Raw genomic sequence first — 17873 nt, 5'->3', positions numbered from 1 at the left:
ATGTGTATATAATGAATAAGAATATCAAATATTTAATGGATACTGTCATAGAAAATGATTACTGTATAGGATGCGGAGCTTGCGCCAGTGTAGATGATTCACCATTTGAAATGAGGTTAGATAAAAATGGTAAGTTTCGGCCTGTTATTAAATATGAATTAGATTGTCGAACTGAACCAGATGTTAATTCTGTTTGTCCATTTTCTAATGAGAGTAAAAATGAAACTGAGTTAGGAAAAGAATTATTCAAAACACATCATCCAACATTTAATGAAAATACTGGTTATTATTTAAAAAATTTTGCGGGATATGTAAAAGAAGGAAAATACAGGGACAAAGGCTCCTCTGGTGGTATGGGTAGCTGGATTGCTTCACAATTATTGAAGTTAGATTTAGTAGATGGAATTATCCATGTAAAAGAAAAAAATGATAACAGTAATTTATTATTCGAATACCAAGTATCTTCTACTTTAGATGAATTATCTTCGGGTGCAAAGTCAAAATATTATCCTATTGAATTATCAAAGGTAATGAAATTTGTTAAAGAGAAAAAAGGAAGATACGCTATAATAGGTATTCCATGTTTTATCAAATCGGTACGACTTTTGGCTGAAAATGATAAAGTTATTAAGGAAAGAATTAAGTATTGCATTGGTTTAGTCTGTGGACATTTGAAAAGTGATATGTTTGCAAAATCAATGGGTTGGCAATTAGGAATAGAGCCTGATAATTTATCTTGGATTGATTTTAGAGTTAAGTTAGAAGATAAAGCAGCAAATGATTATGGTGTAGAAGTAGAGGGAACAATAAATGGAGAAAAAGTAAAATTAAGTGCACCTCGAAAGGAGTTATATACTACAAATTGGGGACAAGGATTATTTAAATATAATGCTTGTGAATTTTGTGATGATGTATTGGCGGAAACTGCCGATGTTACTGTTGGAGACGCATGGTTGCCCGAATACGCAAATGATAGTGACGGTACAAATGTTATTACAGTTCGAAATCCTGATATATTGCAAATACTGGAAGAGGGTATTAGTGCTGGTAAAGTATACCTTGATGAACTAACCGCGGAAAGAGTATATAAATCACAAGCAGGAGGATTCCGACATAGAAGAGATGGACTTTCATACAGATTACACTTAAAAGACGAGAATAATGAATGGCGACCAAATAAAAGAGTAAGGGCATCAGATAAAATTGATTCAAATAGAAAGCAAGTTTATAAGAAGAGAATGCAACTTTCTCAAGAGAGTTTTAATGCCTTTAAGATTGCAGAAGAGAATCAACATTTTGATTCATTTATTGATTATATGAATCCAAATGTAGAGGCTTATAATAAAACTATAAATCCCCCATTAATAAAAAGAATTGTAAACAAAATAAAAAGAGAAATAAAGAAAGTGATCTAATCAATTTATTTATAAATATATTTAATAACTCACAAGTATTAATGTTGCGGGGTACGCAGTTAATATGGTAAAGATATTAATTATTTTATTTCTAATAAGACTAATATATCTAAAATATCGATAACATACCTTCTTCCTTGAGATCCAAATATAAAAAAAGACATACTACCTCAAAATACATTGTATTTATCATATATAGGTCTTCTTTTTAGAAAAAGATTACTTACAAGAGATTAAAATTGGTTATATACTTAGTTTGCAAAAAATGATATTGAATACTTAAGGTGTTATTTAAGAAAAGAAAGGAAAGAATGTAAAGTGATTTTAGGTGAGAATGTTTATTTACGTTTAATGGAGGAAAAGGATGTTCCCTATAAAGTAAGATGGATAAATAACTCAAATATCCGGAGCACCCTGAATTTCGAGTACCCAATTTCGGAGATAGGGACAAAAAAATGGTTGAATAATGCATCAGGAAATCCAAACAGAAAAGATTTTTTTGTATGTGTAAAGGAAACACATGAGCCTATTGGTTTTGGTGGACTATTAAATATAGATTATAAAAATTCAAAGGCTGAATCGTATATGGGGATAGGCGAAGAAAAATTTCATGGAAAAGGTTACGGTTATGACATTAGAAAGCTTATTTTAAACTATGCATTCAATGAATTAAGTCTAAATAAAGTATATTCTTATGTTTGGGAGAAAAATGCTCCAATGTTGAATCTAAATAAAAAAGTAGGATTCCAAGTTGAGGGATTATTACGTGAAGATATTTTATCGCACGGTGAATTGCGAAATAGATATATCATGAGTATATTAAAAAGTGAATTTCTAAACGAAAAATAATAAAGATAAGTTTAAAAATAATAATTTTATATTACTTAAAAGATATTTGATAAGATGTGAAACTATTTATTATTATAGGTATTATAAAATTATTCAAGAAGGTGTAGATATGGATAAATTAAGCTTCACGGAAACACCAACTCCTATACATTTTTTTAATAAATTTTATTCTAATCATATTTATATTAAGCGAGATGATTGTACAGATCTTGCATTAGGTGGTAATAAAGCAAGAAAACTTGAATATTTTCTTGCTGATGCAATAGAAAAAAAAGCGAATTGTATTGTTACTTATGGTGCCCCTCAATCTAATCATTGTAGATTAACGGCTGCTGCTGCTAGTAAATTAGGGTTAAAAACTTTATTAATACTATCTAAAACAGCCAATCCAACTTTTGATGGTAATTATTTTTTATATAAATTATTTGATGTCGAGATAATTTGGACAGATGTAGAAAAAGTTTCAGAAACGATAGAACATACTCTTAAGAATTTGGGAGAAAAAGGATATAACCCTTATTTTATTCAAGGTGGAGGGCATGGAAATCTTGGAACCCATGCTTATAAAAAAACTTTTGATGAAATATTAGAGCAACAAAAAGATATACAGACAAATTTTGAGTACATCTTCCATGCTTCAGGAACAGGTACTACACAGGCAGGTTTAATTGCCGGTAAATTGATTAATGATTTTTCAACAAATATAGTTGGAATCAGTGTTGCAAGAAATAATAAAAGAGGAAAAGAAGTAATTTATGAGAGTTTAATAGATTATTTTGATGAAAATGGTATAACGATACCACCAAAATTAAATGAGATTATTTTCGAAGATTCCTATGTTGGAAAAGGCTATGCTCATATTTATCCCGAAATTGTAGAAATTATAAAAAAAGTTGCTAAAAAATCAGGTATATTACTAGATCCAGTATATACAGGGAAAGCATTTTATGGCATGCTTGAATATATTAAAAAGCATGAAATAATGAATAAAGATATTTTATTTATTCATACAGGTGGGACGCCCTTACTATTTAATTATGCAGACAAGTTTGAAGAGGAGTAATTAGATGAACTTATTAGTAACGAGTGCTGGAAGAAGGGTTAAAGTTATACAATATTTTAAACAATCTTTAAGCAAGATTAAAGGAAATGTTATTGCTACAGATTGTGATATTAATGCACCTGCATTATATTTTGCAGATAAATTTGAAATAGTACCACGTATAAATGAAAATAACTACATTTCAATATTGCTAAATTTATGTAAAAAACATAACATAAAAGGAATTGTTTCATTAATCGATCCTGAATTAGAATTACTTGCTGAAAATAGAAGTAAATTTGAAGAACAAGGAATTGTATTAATTTTATCTCCTCTAGAAATGGTAAAGTTTAGCTTTGATAAACAGCAAACATATGACTACTTATGTGAACTAGGAATACCGGGTGTTCCTACTTATAGTGATATAAACTTAGTGCTTTCTTTATTAAATGAAGGAAAATTGAACTATCCACTCGTTATAAAACCTGGTAAAGGTAGTGCAAGTATCGGATTAAATATTGTGAATGATGAGGTGGAGTTACTGAACATTTTTAATCGTGAAGATGATTTAATTGTTCAACCCTTTTTTAAGGATAAAGAATTTGGGATAGACGTATATATCGATATGTTAAGTGGAGATTTAGTTGATCTTTTTATTAAAGAAAAGATTAATATGAGAGCCGGAGAAACGGATAAGTCAGTTTCAGTAAAAAATATAGAGATTGAAAGTCTTGTAAAAGATTTAATTTCAAAGACTAATTTTACGGGACCTATAGATATAGACTGTTTTGAATACGATGGAGGATATTATATCTCCGAAATTAATCCTAGATTTGGTGGTGGATACCCACATGCTTGTGAAATGGGATGTAATTTTATGGAGTATATTGTGAATAATTTAAACGAAATTGAAAATTCACCTTATGATGGTTTTAAATATAACTCTGGTTACATAATGATGAAGTATGATGACGTAAAAATAATTAAGAAACCTCTAGAATTCTAAAGATCGAGGGAGTTGACAGCAATGCAAAGTAAAGATAGAATTTTTCTTTCTTCTCCTCATATGAGTGGGAGAGAACAGAAATATATACAAGAAGCTTTTGATTTAAACTGGATAGCTCCATTAGGAAACAATGTAGATGGATTTGAAGAGGAATTAGCAGAATATAACTCTATTAGTAATGCTGCTGTTGTCATATCTGGAACAGCAGCTATTCATTTGGCGCTGAAATTGTTAAATGTTAATGCTGGAGACGTTGTATTTTGCTCGACTTTAACATTTGTTGCAAGTGTAAATCCTGTTTTATATCAAGGCGCTACACCAGTTTTAATAGATTCAGAAACAGATACTTGGAACATGTCTCCTGAAGCATTGAAGAGGGCGCTATGGGAAGCTAAAGAGAATGGAAAATTACCAAAAGCCGTAATAGTTGTTCATCTTTATGGACAAAGTGCGAAAATGGATGAGATTATGTCAATTTGCTCGTCATATAATGTGCCTGTAATTGAAGATGCTGCTGAGTCATTAGGTAGTGAATATAAAGGCCGTAAAAGTGGTACGATTGGCGATTATGGAATATATTCATTTAATGGGAATAAAATAATCACAACGTCTGGTGGAGGAGCTCTCGTTTCAAATGATAAAGAAGCACTTCAAAGAGCTAGGTTTTTAGCTACTCAAGCCCGTGATCCAGCTGTACACTATCAGCATAGTGAGATCGGATATAACTATCGAATGAGTAATATTGTTGCCGGGATTGGACGAGGGCAGTTAGAAGTTTTGGATGAACGAGTAGAGCAACGTAGGGCAATTTTTGAGCGTTATTACGAAGCATTCGGTAAAATTGAAGGTATTACATTTCAACCAGAGTTGGAAGGAACTAAATCTAATCGTTGGCTTACAGCTTTGACAATTAATCCTAATATAACAGGTATCACACGAAATGATATAATTGAACGATTAGCAGAGGAAGATATAGAGGCACGCCCTGTATGGAAGCCAATGCATTTACAGCCGTTGTTTGAAAATGTAAAATATTATTCGCATGAAGAAAAAAATGGTGTTTCTGATTATTTGTTTGAGTATGGAATATGTTTACCAAGTGGGTCGAACATGGAAGAAGATCAGCAACAAAGAGTCATATCTATTATTGAGAATTTATTAAATAGTAATAGTAAATAGATTTCCACTCCAATGTAATATTGGGGAATGTTCTTTCAATCAACCCCAAAGCTACGATGGTCATAAAATCTACTATTCCGGTGGGGTATACGAAAGCAATTAGTGAGAGATTTAATACAAGTAACATTATTTTCTCACCTGAATTTTTGCGTGAAGGACAAGCACTTTATGATAACTTGCATCCATCTCGAATTATTGTGGGTGAACAGTCGGAACGTGCTAGAATGTTCGCCAATTTATTAGCACAAGGAGCAATTAAAGAAGACATTCCTATGTTGTTTACAGACTCCACAGAAGCGGAAGCAATTAAATTATTTGCTAATACATATCTTGCAATGCGAGTTTCTTTCTTTAACGAGTTAGATACGTATGCAGAGGTAAAAGGATTGGATACGAAACAAATTGTAGAAGGAATTGGATTTGACCCTCGTATAGGGGACCATTATAATAACCCTTCATTCGGTTATGGTGGATATTGTTTACCAAAAGACACAAAGCAATTATTAGCAAATTTTAAAGAAGTGCCTAACAATATTATTACAGCAATTGTCGATGCGAATGATACTAGAAAGTCACATATAGCTGATATGATTTTAGAGAGAAAACCACGAGTAGTTGGAATTTATCGTTTAACGATGAAAACAGGATCTGATAACTTTAGACAGTCTGCAATTCAAGGTGTCATTGATCGTGTGAAGGAAAATGGTGTTGAAGTAGTTGTTTATGAGCCGGTCCTTGAAGACGATGAATTCGATGGATTAAAAGTTATAAAAGACTTTAATGAATTTAAGGACGTTGCAGACGTAATTGTAGCTAATCGTTTATCAGATGAACTAAAAGACATAAAAGAGAAAGTGTATACGAGAGATTTGTTTAGTAGAGATTAAGATTGTTAGGAAGGCCTGTTTAAATACAGGTCTTTTTCATATATCTATATGAAGTTTAGGAGGGTTTTATTGTGAATTGGGAAAAGGAGTACAAAAGATGGAGTAATTTTACTGGACTAGAAGAGGAACTTAAGCTTCAGTTACAGGAACTTGTAGCAGACACGGCTCAATTAGAAGATTGTTTTTACAAACATTTAGATTTCGGTACTGGTGGAATGCGTGGAATTATCGGACCGGGTACAAACCGGATGAATACATATACGATACGTAAAGCGTCAGAAGGTTTGGCAAGTTATATTGATTTAAATGGTGAGGAAGCGAAGAAGCGTGGGGTCGTTATCGCATATGATTCACGACATAAATCGTATGAGTTTGCACTAGAAGCTGCCAAAACATTAGGACATCATGGTATTCAAGTTTATATTTTTGAAAGCTTACGTACCACCCCTGAGCTTTCTTTTGCTGTTAGGTATTTACATGCATATAGTGGAATCGTAATTACTGCAAGTCATAATCCGCCGGAATATAATGGTTTTAAAGTATATGGTTCAGACGGGGCACAATTTGCTTCAGCTGATGCAGATGTGATCGTCGCGAAAGTGAATGAAGTGGAGAACGAATTAGATGTACAAGTAGCAGACGAAGAAGCCTTGAAAGAAGCAGGATTATTAACTTTTATTGGACAAACAGTGGATCAAGCGTATTTACATCAAATAAAGAATTTAGTTGTTCAGCCAGACGTAATCCACCAAGTAGCTGATGATTTTTCAATCGTTTATACACCTCTTCACGGAACAGGGAATCGACCAGTTAGAGAAGGACTCCAAGCGATCGGTTTTAAACATGTACATATAGTAGAAGAACAGGAATTTCCAGATCCGAATTTTCCTACGGTCGCTTTTCCAAACCCAGAAGAACCTGCAGCTTTTACTCTAGCAATTGACTACGGTAAGAAACATGATGCAGATCTTTTGCTTGCAACAGATCCGGACACAGACAGAATGGGAATTGCTGTTAGAAGTGAAACAGGGTACGAATTATTAACTGGAAACCAAATCGGTGCACTTTTACTTCATTATCTAATAACACAAAAACAAGGAAAAAATGAGCTTCCTAAAAATAGTGCGGTTCTAAAAACAATCGTAACGTCTGAACTGGGACGAGACATTGCAGAGACACATGGACTCGAAACCATTGATGTTTTGACAGGATTTAAATACATTAGTGAAAAGATAAAAGAATTTGAAGAAACAGGAGACAGAAAATTTTTATTAGGGTATGAAGAGAGTTACGGTTATTTGATTGGTGACTTCGTTCGTGATAAAGATGCCGTACAAGCATGCTTACTAATTGCAGAAACTGCAGCTTACTATAAGACGCAAAATAAAAGTTTACTTGATGCGTTAGAAGAAATTTTTGAAGAATACGGCTATTATCAAGAAGGATTAGAATCGCTCACATTAGAAGGTATAGAAGGTGTTGAGAGAATAGCTTCCATTCTCAAGGACTTTCGCAAAAATCCGCCAGCCATAATTGCAGGTAGGAAAGTGCTTGTGAGAGAAGACTATTTAAGCAGTGAGAGAACAGTTGTAGAAGGAAATGCGCAAGAAACGATTGAATTACCAAAATCCAATGTGCTGAAATATAAGCTGGAAAACGGAGCATGGTTCTGTATCAGACCTTCAGGGACAGAGCCGAAGATTAAGTTTTATTTTGGAGTAAAGGAAGAGACGATAGAAAAAAGTGAACATGTGTTGAAAGAGTTGAAAGATGCAGTGATGATAAAAATAAAATCTTAATTTAATAAAGAACCAGAATTGGAAGAATGTTAATTCCAATTCTGGCTTTTTAAAGTAAGTATTAAAGATCTTCAATGAATTTTTTTGAGAATGTCACGGGTGTAAATTTTTCCGGCTTATGGTTATCATCGGAACCAGTTGGATCCCAAGCCCATCCAACATTTTTCTCTAATGAAATTAATTTTTCGTATCGTGCAAATTGGAATTTCCATTCGTCTCCTTCTTGCGGAGGTAAGGAACGTCCATTTGCTAACCACTTCATACCTTCCCAAGGGAATGCTAATTCGACTGTCCATCCTTTATCAATATGTGTATTATCGTTTACTTTTCCATCTACATGGACTGCCGTTTTTAAACCTGGGAAGTCCCAGTCTCTAAATGCCCATCTTAATCCTCTTGGATGAGTACCATCCCAGAAATGTTTAGAAATACGGTCGTGGTTTCCGCCAAATGTATATGCATCTCTTTCATGTACATTAAATTCTGGTACATCAAATTTTCCACCTTGTTTGTAGGCATCTTTCCAAATGAAGAATATTTCATATATAGTGTTTAATGCATTAATTTCAAATTCATAATACGTGTCGCCACCATCAATAAATAGCTCGACATTGTTTTCGTTGAATAATAATTCATCTCGTTTTTTGAAAGTAGCTGATACATACGGTTCTTCTACCCAATATCCAAAGTATAAATACTCATCATCCCATAATACAGCTACTTTCGTATCGTATAATGCGGGCCCTCCGTTGATAATATCAACAAAGCGAGGGGATTTAGGGGCTAAAGCCCATGCCTTTTCGTTTAATTTTCCATCAACTACAATTTTTTCTTTTGTACGGTATGCAGTATAAGTCACAATTCATTCTCCTAATCTATAAAGTAAACATTATTTATCTAGCGGGAACATTGGTCGCTGAATTGATTTAAAATCAAGCTTTTCCAACAATTGATAGGTTGCTCCTGGAGTTAAAGCTAATAAATCTAATTTAGAGATCTTGCTAAGTTCAGGGAATAAATAACCTTGTTTAACAACTATAACATCATAGTCATTAATATCTAATCCAGCTGACTTAAAGTGATTTAACGTAATAAAAGAGTGCCCCTTGTTTGCGATCACAACATCTATATCACCAACGGATATAGTGCAAGTTTTGCCAACACGATCGGAAGTACCACCCAAGTATCCTAGTAAATCTCCTTTTGCTTTTAAAGTTCCCTCAACTTTTACACTTTTACTATGTTCATCAAAATTAGTACCTACATCGATGGATACTTTATCACCGATATTGTATTCTTTACATGTATCGTACGCATCCGGGTCAAATATGGCCGAAATGCAAACTTTTTTATTGTTTAAATCTTTTAGATTTAAGAAAGAGCGTAAAAGCCCAGTATAAATTCCTACGCCTCCACCTGTTGTGTTATCTCCTGAATCCGAAATAAAGACAGGACTTGTTTGGTGTGAGATTGCTTTTTCAATCGCATCTGCTGGTGGTAATGCAATTGCGTCAAACTGGAAGTCATTTCTTTTTGAATAAATATATTCTGCTAAACTATTCGCTTGTTCTTCAGCAATTGGAGCATCTTTTTCTGTTTGTGGAACAACAATAACAGATGCGGCAGAGTCAATTGTATCTGCCCATGAAAATCCAATAAAGAAGGAAGCGGAAGCAATTCCATCTATTTGTTCAATTTCATATAGCTTGTTGAAAATAGACTTCAATGGTTCTTGATCTCCTAATGCTTGTTCTCCACTAATAATCATTGGTAATTGAACATAAGCAGGGGATACATTTTGCTTTGTTTGAATAACATCTACCAAAAGTTCAGCAGTAATAACTTCCGTTTCACATTGATCTGTATGAGGAACGGTACGATACGCACGAATAATATTTGCATATTTATTTAACTCTATTGAATTATTGCCATGAATATCTAATGTTAATGAGATAGGAATGTCAAAACCTACTATTTCTCTCATTTCTTTTAAAAGTTGTAATTCACCAGAACCCACATTTTCAACAGTCATGGATCCATGGAGATGAAGCCAGATACCGTCAATATCTGCCTCATTTTTAATGACATCAAGCATTTTATCCGCAAAAAAACGATATGCTTTTTCCGTCACTACCCCGGAAGATAAAGCAGTAGCATATATTGTTGGGACAACTGTTACTCCTGCTTCTTTAAAAACGTTTGTACTACACACTCGTTCAAATACATCATCACCTTCGGCTAGTACGAAGTCATCTGCATGTGTAGGGAATGGGTTAAATGTATTTGATTCATGATATAGTCCACCTATAATTACTTTCATATTTTCACCTCAAACTAAAATTATAAATGTGCGTGGAATAATTATTAATATAATTATCCTTTAACTGATCCACTAAGTGCGCCAGAGACAAAATGCTTCTGGAAGAATAAAAATAAAATGATCATTGGAATTAAACCGATGATTGCACCTAACATGACAGCTCCATAATGGATAACATGTCCTGGTTGTACCATCATAGAAAGCATTAAAGGGACGGTATACATTTCCGAAGAATTAATAACGACTAGGTGGTAAATGAAGTTTCCCCATTGCTGCATGAAAGTTATTATTGCAACAGCAGCACATGCAGATTTCATCGTCGGTAAAACAATTTTGATAAACGTATTAATCTCAGAAGAGCCATCAATTCTAGCCGACTCAATTAATTCAGTTGGAAAACTTAACATTTGCTGTCGCATTAGAAATACACTGAAAGGAGTGACCATAAATGGAACAATTAAAGCTAGGTAAGAGTCAGTCCAACCTATGTTCGTCATGATAATAAATAATGGTACCAATGTAATCTGGATAGGTAACATCATCGTTAATAAAACAACAAAGAATAATGGTTCACGTCCTTTGAAATTAAACTTTGCAAATGCATAACCTGCAAGAGCACCAAAGAAAACAGTGCTAATAGTAACAACCCCTGATACGAATACACTATTAAATAGGATTCGCCAAATCGGCATTGCTTCTTGTAATATTCGAAAGTTTTCGAAAAGGTTTGTTCCTGGTGTTAGCTTTTTAAAAATATTCGTGTTATCTAACGTGGATGCAGACAACATCCAATAGATAGGGTAAATTGAAGCAATAAATATCAAACCCAGGAATATGTACATCAGTATTTTGGTAAACTCAATTTTCATTCCTTTTGACATTTAAATTTCCCCTCCACCCGTGAATTTAATTTGTAAGAATGAAATAACTGCAATGATAGTTGTAACAATATATGCTCCAGCTGAAGCTAAGCCAAAATTAAATGATCCGAAGGCTTTTTCATATAAATACAACATAACTGAAGTTGTTTCGTTACTTGGACCTCCACCAGTGAGGATTAAAGGTTCAGCGAATAATTGTAATGTGCCGATTGTCGATAAAATCATACAGAATAGTAAGATTGGTTTTAACATTGGCAATGTAATATGGAAGAACTTTTTTACTATTCCAGCACCGTCTAAATCAGCTGACTCGTAAATATCTTCCGAAATATTTTGTAACCCCGACAGAATAATTACACAGTTATAACCCATCCAGCGCCACGTAATTACACTGATAATCATTATTTTTGCCCAAAATCCATCTGTTTTCCAAGGGATTGCATCAATTCCAATGAATCCTAGCAGGTGATTAATCAATCCGTTGCTCTCATTAAATAATAAAGAGAAAACAATGGAATATGTAACTAAGTCAATTAATGCTGGTAGAAAAAACGCAACACGAAACAAATAATTGAATTTAACTTTGTTAGAATTAATGATGACTGCTACAACTGTTGATAACAGAAGCATAAAAGGTACTTGGATAATTAAATAGATTCCAGTATTCTTTAATGACTTCCAAAATAAAGAATCAGTAAATAGTTGTTTGTAATTGTCCAAACCTACAAAAGTCATTTCTCCAGCTGTCCAACTATTAAAGCTAAGAACTAACGAATAAATAATAGGATATAACATAAAAACGCCAAATAATAGAAAGAAAGGAAGAATAAATATATAGGGACTGAGCTTAAGTTTATTTAACTTAAATCTAGGTTGTTTAGCTTCTTCCACCGGTGATCACCTCTTTAATAGAAAAATTGTTCCCCAGGTATTTATCCTGGGGAGACCTGTATAAAAATGTTATTAATCAGCTATATCCAAGCCAGTAGAAGATGAACTTCTTTCTTCGGCATTTTTTAATGCTTCTTCGGCATCCATGACATCATTCATTACATTACCGTAAGCATCAAGGAGTTCGCTGTGGAAATCCATATAATAAGGACCAAAGTCTAATTTTGGAATATCTGTTGAAACGGAAGCGAAGAAATCGGATAATTTAAAGCCGAAGAATTCGTCTTCTTTTGAAAACCCTTCACTTTCGTAGTATGGCTGCCAAGAAGGGAACAAGCCATATTTCATTTGGACATCTTGACCTTCATTTGTTAATAATGCGTATTCAATAAATGATACTGCCAAGTCTTTACTTTCTGAGTTTTCAGTTACCGCAAGGACACCGCCACCTAAGTTTGCTTGATGTGGGCCACCTTCTTCAAATGCAGGTAACTTCATCACATTCCATTGTCCTGCTTGGTCACTCGCTTGTCCGCTGATTGTTCCAGCTAACCAAACTGGTAAAATAACTGAAGCGGCATCTCCGTTTGTAATTGTTCGAACAAGTGCACTCCAGTCCCCGGAATCATACACAATGCCTTCATCCTTGAACTTTTTAACCATTTCCATAGCCTTAATATTAGGTTCATTTGCAAAATTAATGTTTCCTTCTTCATCATTATATTGTCCGGATAATTGATTCATAAGGATCATCCAAGTACTAGGGTTGGCATCGGAACCACTTGTGTCAAAAGTAACCATTTTTACTCCATCCACTTTTTCTTGTAGCTGTTTTCCTGCTTCGATAAAATCATCCCATGTTTCAATGTCATCCGGATTAATTCCAGCTTCTTCATAGTAATCTGCACGGTACCATACAGCTGCTGGACCTAAATCCCATGGAACACCCAAAACTTTATCGTCTTTTTCAACTGCTTCCCATGCAATTGCAGCAAATTCATCTTTTCTCTCACCAATTTGGTCTGTTAAGTCCATAAATTGACCATCGAATTGTCTTAAAAATGTTTGGAAATCCCGTTGCTCAACGTGAACGATATCAGGTGCTCCCATTCCTGCAGTTAATGGAGGAATGATGTTCTCATACCCATGTCCAACACGTTGGATCGTTATTTTTGCATCTGGGTTTTCTTCCATATAATTTTCTGCCGCTTCTTCTAACGCATCTGCTGCTGCAGCCCAGGAAGCAACGGTAATTTCGCCGGATGTCCCATCACCCGCACTCTCGGAATCATCAGTTGTTTTACTACTATCCTTGGAGGAACAAGCAACAAGTAATAGACAAGCTAGAGCAAAAGCCATCATTTTGAGGAATAATGATTTTTTCATTTTACATAATCACCCTTTTTGTTTTAGTAAAATTATAAAACGCTTTCAGATTGCTAAATAAATAATTGAAGGTACAATGAGAATCTTGTGAATCACATTTTTAGCAGAGTAAGAAAATCCTTTCTTACTGCATAAGTGCAACTAAGACTTTCGCCGTAAGGCTTGCACTCAAGAGCATAAGTGCAACATCACCTCTGTCTTACGCCATTCGGTGTGTTTTCTATAACGATAAGCCAAGTTTTCTAAAAAGAATAACTGTAAAATTACTATTTTGCTGATCCTCACCACCTAATAAGTTATATGTAAAACTTGTAAAACTAGCAATCTTACTTAAATTTTATAAAATTTGATTATTAATTAAATTAATTAACTTGATTATATGCTCATTAATAAAATGAGTCAAGCTGTTTTCTAAATTTATTGAAATACAGAATTGAGCTAATAATTTGGTGAAAAGATAAAAAACCAACTTGAATTTTATATTTTTTTAAGATATGATTGCATTAACTTAATTAAATTAATTAATTAAGTGTAGGAGGTAATACATATAATGATTGAAAGACTACAACAAGAATTTATGAATTTATATTCTACTGAAAGTAAACCTCGAGTTTTTTTTGCTCCTGGAAGAATTAATCTAATTGGAGAACACATTGATTACAATGGAGGCCTCGTTCTTCCTGCTGCAATATCTTATGGAACATATGCTTTAGTTAAAAAGCGAAATGATTCAATAGTTCGTTTCTTCTCAAATAACTTTAAAGAGGATGGAATAATTGAGGTTGACTTAAATGATGTAAAGTACGATTCAGCACATACGTGGGCAAACTTTCCAAAAGGTATGATTTCTATACTAAAAGATCAAGGTTTTATGATCGATACGGGGCTAGATATTTTATATCACGGTAATATACCTAATTCGGCTGGCCTTTCTTCTTCAGCATCGATTGAAATGGTAACGGGAGCTTTATTAAAAGAATCACTTGATTTATCTATTGATTTAGAAACATTGGTTAAGTTGGGGCAAGTAGTAGAAAATGAGTATATAGGTGTAAACAGCGGCATTATGGATCAGTTTGCTGTCGGGTTTGGAAAAAAGGATCATGCTATATTATTAGATTGTAAAAATTTAGAACATGAGTATGCTCCTATTATTTTAAATGAACATGTCATTATGATCATTCATACAAACAAGCAGCGAGCCTTATCAGAATCTAAATATAATGAACGCAGACAACAATGTGAGAATGCATTAATAGATCTCCAGGAACAATTGGAGATTAATAACTTATGCATGGTTGCACCTAACCTATTTGAAGAAACGAAACATTTAATCAAGTGTGAAACCAATCGTCTTCGAGCCCATCATGTAGTGTATGAGCAAGCTCGAACAAAGAAAGCTTTTCAACGATTGAAAGCCGGCGATTTAAACGCATTTGGAAAGTTAATGAATGATTCCCATTACTCCCTTAAACATTATTATGAAGTAACTGGAATTGAGCTTGACACCATTGTGGAAGCAGCTCAAAGTCAGAAAGGTGTAATAGGTGCACGCATGACAGGAGCGGGCTTTGGTGGCTGTGCGATTGCGATTGTAAAGAAAGCGCAAACAGAACAATTTAAAGAAAATGTAAATAAGATTTATTTAGAGAAAGTTGGATATGAAGCATCATTCTACGAAGCAGCAATAGGCGATGGGGCTAGAGAATTGAAAGGAGTGGAAATTGGATGAGTATATTAGTTGTTGGAGGTGCGGGGTACATAGGTTCTCATGCTGTGTATCAATTAATCGAAGAAGGAAAGAAAGTTGTAATTATTGACCATCTTGAAACAGGTCATATAGAGGCAGTTCACCCGGAAGCAACGTTTTATAAAGGTGATATTCGAAAGATTGATTTTTTACGCGATGTTTTCATGCAAGAAAAAATTGATGCTGTTATCCATTTTGCGGCCAATTCTCTTGTCGGGGAATCGATGGAAAATCCGTTAAAGTATTTTGATAATAATGTTTATGGAACGCAAGTTTTACTGCAAGTCATGAAAGAATATCATGTGAAGCAAATTGTTTTTTCTTCGACAGCAGCTGTATATGGGGAACCAAGCCAGATACCGATAACTGAAGAGCTGATTCCTGCACCTACTAACACGTATGGAGAAACTAAACTAACGATGGAAAAATTGATGAAATGGATGAATATCGCTCATGGGATAAACTATGTTTCATTACGATACTTTAATGTAGCTGGAGCAAGGGGCACCGGAGAAATTGGAGAAGATCATGAACCGGAAACCCATCTAATACCAATTGTTTTACAGACGGCATTAGGCCAACGTCCATATATAACGATATTTGGTGATAATTATGATACGGAAGATGGTACCTGTATCCGGGATTACATACATGTGGAAGATTTGATTGACGCACATTTATTAGCTTTAAATTATTTACAGAATAATGGAGTTAGTAATGTGTTTAACTTAGGGAGTAATGCGGGATTTTCAGTCAAAGAAATTATCTCTACCGCAAGATTAGTAACAGGTAACGAAATTAAAGAGCAGATCGGGGAACGTCGTAAAGGAGATCCAAGTATTCTGATCGCCGATTCCAGTAAAGCGAAAAAGGTATTAGGTTGGAATCCAACCAGGTCTTCTATAGAAAGAATGATAGAGGATGCTTGGAATTGGCATAATGAAAACCCAAATGGTTATAAAAGGAGAGGTATTAATTGATCTTTAATCATATTGCTAGTTTAGTAGAAAAGGCGATTGAACAAGAGCTCATAGAAGAAACAGATCGAATGTATACCCGCAACCAAATTTTAGCTCAACTAAAATTGGACACATGGCCGTCAGATATATGTAATATTTCTAACGATTCTATCCCTCATCAATTAGATAAGATAATTAATTATGCGATTGAAAATAATATTATAGAGAATGTTTTTGATGAAAAGGAGGTATTGAAGGCTAATATAATGAATTGTTTTATTGATTTGCCTTCTACAGTTAATAGTAAATTTTATCAAAAGTATAAGATTTCACCTAAGGAGGCAACAAATTATTTTTATGAACTAAGTAAAAATAGTAACTATATACAAATGGAACAGATTAAGAAAAATATCCATTTTATGACGAGTACCAGTTATGGAGACATTGAAATTACTATTAACCTGTCAAAACCCGAAAAAGATCCCGAACAGATAAAAAGAGAACGTGAAATGAAGCGTCTACAAATTGAATATCCCAAGTGTTTGCTCTGTATTGAAAACGAAGGTTATGAAGGAAGAACAGGATATCCAGCACGAGCGAACCATCGGATAATTAAAGTACCACTATTGGGTGAAAATTGGTATTTACAATATTCGCCTTATATTTATTACAACGAACATAGCATACTACTATGTGAAGAGCATCGGGATATGAAAATTAATCGGGACACTTTTGAGCGCTTGTTATTATTTGTTGAAAAGTTTCCTCATTATTTCATAGGGTCTAATGCAGATTTACCAATTGTAGGTGGATCAATTTTAAGTCATGATCATTACCAAGCTGGCCATCATTCATTTGCAATGGAGAAAGCGGAAACCATTTTGACGTTTGGATTAGAACAATTTGAAGGTATTGAAGGGGCTATATTAAAGTGGCCACTTTCCGTTATTCGAATAAAAGGTAAAAACAAAAATGAGCTTGTGGAAGCGAGTGAGGCGATTTTAACCGCATGGCAAAATTATTCAGATGAAGAATCAGGGATTATTGCTTTTACAAATGATATACCTCATAACACAATAACGCCGATTGCTAGAATGCGAGATAGTGAATTTGAAATGGATCTTGTATTACGAAATAATCGGACTACAGAGGCATTTCCTTCTGGGGTATTTCATCCTCATGAAGATGTCCAACATATTAAAAAAGAAAATATTGGTTTAATTGAAGTAATGGGGCTTGCAGTATTGCCTGCTAGATTAAAAGAAGAATTAGAGGAAATTAAAAAATATGTGTTAAATAAACCGTGCGAAGTACCGGCTTATCATCAAAAATGGGCAGAACAGTTGAAGGATAATTACGTTGCACACATGGATGTTACTCAACTGATCCAGGAAGAATTAGGGTACAAGTTTATAAGAATCTTAGAAGATGCTGGAGTATTTAAGCAAGATGAAAAAGGAATCAGAGCCTTTGAGCGATTTATTCGTACTATATAAAAGTGAGAAGATG

14 protein-coding genes and 1 pseudogene are annotated in these 17873 nt (G+C 34.0%); 10 read left to right on the top strand and 5 right to left on the bottom strand.

Going from position 1 to position 17873, the window contains the following annotated elements:
- Window positions 1–11 precede the first annotated feature (11 nt).
- The 7 genes and pseudogenes from SPD48_RS12955 (at window position 12) to SPD48_RS12925 (ending at window position 8177) form a co-directional block, all read left to right on the top strand.
- On the top strand, window positions 12–1415 hold the full coding sequence (locus tag SPD48_RS12955; protein WP_336258546.1) for a Coenzyme F420 hydrogenase/dehydrogenase, beta subunit C-terminal domain: 1404 nt from the start codon (window positions 12–14) through the stop codon (window positions 1413–1415).
- A gap of 318 nt (window positions 1416–1733) precedes the next feature.
- Window positions 1734–2264, top strand: coding sequence for a GNAT family N-acetyltransferase (locus SPD48_RS12950; RefSeq protein ID WP_336258545.1), 531 nt, complete (start codon window positions 1734–1736; stop codon window positions 2262–2264).
- A gap of 109 nt (window positions 2265–2373) precedes the next feature.
- Entirely contained in the window at window positions 2374–3327 is a 954-nt protein-coding gene (locus SPD48_RS12945; RefSeq protein ID WP_336258544.1) for a 1-aminocyclopropane-1-carboxylate deaminase/D-cysteine desulfhydrase, read from the top strand.
- A 4-nt stretch (window positions 3328–3331) separates the two neighbouring features.
- Window positions 3332–4312 (top strand): ATP-grasp domain-containing protein, encoded by a 981-nt coding sequence (locus SPD48_RS12940; protein WP_336258543.1) that lies wholly within the window; start codon window positions 3332–3334, stop codon window positions 4310–4312.
- 21 nt (window positions 4313–4333) lie between these two features.
- Entirely contained in the window at window positions 4334–5491 is a 1158-nt protein-coding gene (locus SPD48_RS12935) for a DegT/DnrJ/EryC1/StrS family aminotransferase (protein WP_442962154.1), read from the top strand.
- A 17-nt stretch (window positions 5492–5508) separates the two neighbouring features.
- A pseudogene (locus SPD48_RS12930) lies at window positions 5509–6378 on the top strand (nucleotide sugar dehydrogenase); the annotation flags it as partial.
- 71 nt (window positions 6379–6449) lie between these two features.
- Complete coding sequence (locus tag SPD48_RS12925; RefSeq protein ID WP_336258541.1) at window positions 6450–8177, top strand: phospho-sugar mutase; 1728 nt, start codon at window positions 6450–6452, stop codon at window positions 8175–8177.
- 61 nt (window positions 8178–8238) lie between these two features.
- Here the strand turns inward: SPD48_RS12925 and SPD48_RS12920 are convergent, their stop codons facing one another.
- The 5 genes from SPD48_RS12920 to SPD48_RS12900 form a co-directional block, all read right to left on the bottom strand.
- The gene (locus SPD48_RS12920; RefSeq protein ID WP_336258540.1) at window positions 8239–9036 is read right to left on the bottom strand and encodes a carbohydrate-binding family 9-like protein; all 798 of its coding nucleotides are present in this window, start codon (window positions 9034–9036) and stop codon (window positions 8239–8241) included.
- A gap of 30 nt (window positions 9037–9066) precedes the next feature.
- On the bottom strand, window positions 9067–10497 hold the full coding sequence (locus tag SPD48_RS12915) for a M81 family metallopeptidase (protein ID WP_336258539.1): 1431 nt from the start codon (window positions 10495–10497) through the stop codon (window positions 9067–9069).
- A gap of 53 nt (window positions 10498–10550) precedes the next feature.
- Window positions 10551–11378 (bottom strand): carbohydrate ABC transporter permease, encoded by an 828-nt coding sequence (locus SPD48_RS12910; RefSeq protein ID WP_336258538.1) that lies wholly within the window; start codon window positions 11376–11378, stop codon window positions 10551–10553.
- Complete coding sequence (locus tag SPD48_RS12905; protein ID WP_336258537.1) at window positions 11379–12269, bottom strand: carbohydrate ABC transporter permease; 891 nt, start codon at window positions 12267–12269, stop codon at window positions 11379–11381.
- A 72-nt stretch (window positions 12270–12341) separates the two neighbouring features.
- A complete protein-coding gene (locus SPD48_RS12900; RefSeq protein WP_336258536.1) occupies window positions 12342–13655 on the bottom strand; it encodes an ABC transporter substrate-binding protein in 1314 nt (437 codons plus the stop codon).
- 550 nt (window positions 13656–14205) lie between these two features.
- On the opposite strand from SPD48_RS12900, the gene SPD48_RS12895 reads away from it, so the two are divergent.
- The 3 genes from SPD48_RS12895 to galT are packed head-to-tail and all read left to right on the top strand — an operon-like array spanning window position 14206 to window position 17860.
- Window positions 14206–15387, top strand: a complete 1182-nt coding sequence (locus tag SPD48_RS12895) for a galactokinase (protein ID WP_336258535.1) — start codon at window positions 14206–14208, stop codon at window positions 15385–15387.
- Complete coding sequence (gene galE / locus SPD48_RS12890) at window positions 15384–16385, top strand: UDP-glucose 4-epimerase GalE (protein WP_336258534.1); 1002 nt, start codon at window positions 15384–15386, stop codon at window positions 16383–16385. The genes SPD48_RS12895 and galE overlap by 4 nt, the downstream gene beginning before the upstream one ends.
- The gene (galT, locus tag SPD48_RS12885; protein ID WP_336258533.1) at window positions 16382–17860 is read left to right on the top strand and encodes a UDP-glucose--hexose-1-phosphate uridylyltransferase; all 1479 of its coding nucleotides are present in this window, start codon (window positions 16382–16384) and stop codon (window positions 17858–17860) included. Before galE ends, galT begins: the two co-directional genes overlap by 4 nt.
- The last annotated feature ends 13 nt before the right edge of the window (window positions 17861–17873 follow it).

This window comes from Pseudogracilibacillus sp. SE30717A (assembly GCF_037071985.1).
GTDB lineage: Bacteria > Bacillota > Bacilli > Bacillales > Amphibacillaceae > Pseudogracilibacillus.
Note: the sequence above shows the minus strand (reverse complement) of the source record. Positions and strands in the feature narration are given on the sequence as shown.

Excerpts from the sequence above, each read along its gene's own strand:
- SPD48_RS12935 (WP_442962154.1), top strand. The coding sequence starts at position 4,334 with ATGCAAAGTAAAGATAGAATTTTTCTTTCTTCTCCTCATATGAGTGGG.
- SPD48_RS12955 (WP_336258546.1), top strand. The coding sequence starts at position 12 with ATGAATAAGAATATCAAATATTTAATGGATACTGTCATAGAAAATGAT.
- SPD48_RS12945 (WP_336258544.1), top strand. The coding sequence starts at position 2,374 with ATGGATAAATTAAGCTTCACGGAAACACCAACTCCTATACATTTTTTT.
- SPD48_RS12910 (WP_336258538.1), bottom strand. The coding sequence starts at position 11,378 with ATGTCAAAAGGAATGAAAATTGAGTTTACCAAAATACTGATGTACATA.
- SPD48_RS12940 (WP_336258543.1), top strand. The coding sequence starts at position 3,332 with ATGAACTTATTAGTAACGAGTGCTGGAAGAAGGGTTAAAGTTATACAA.
- SPD48_RS12900 (WP_336258536.1), bottom strand. The coding sequence starts at position 13,655 with ATGAAAAAATCATTATTCCTCAAAATGATGGCTTTTGCTCTAGCTTGT.
- galE (WP_336258534.1), top strand. The coding sequence starts at position 15,384 with ATGAGTATATTAGTTGTTGGAGGTGCGGGGTACATAGGTTCTCATGCT.
- SPD48_RS12895 (WP_336258535.1), top strand. The coding sequence starts at position 14,206 with ATGATTGAAAGACTACAACAAGAATTTATGAATTTATATTCTACTGAA.
- SPD48_RS12915 (WP_336258539.1), bottom strand. The coding sequence starts at position 10,497 with ATGAAAGTAATTATAGGTGGACTATATCATGAATCAAATACATTTAAC.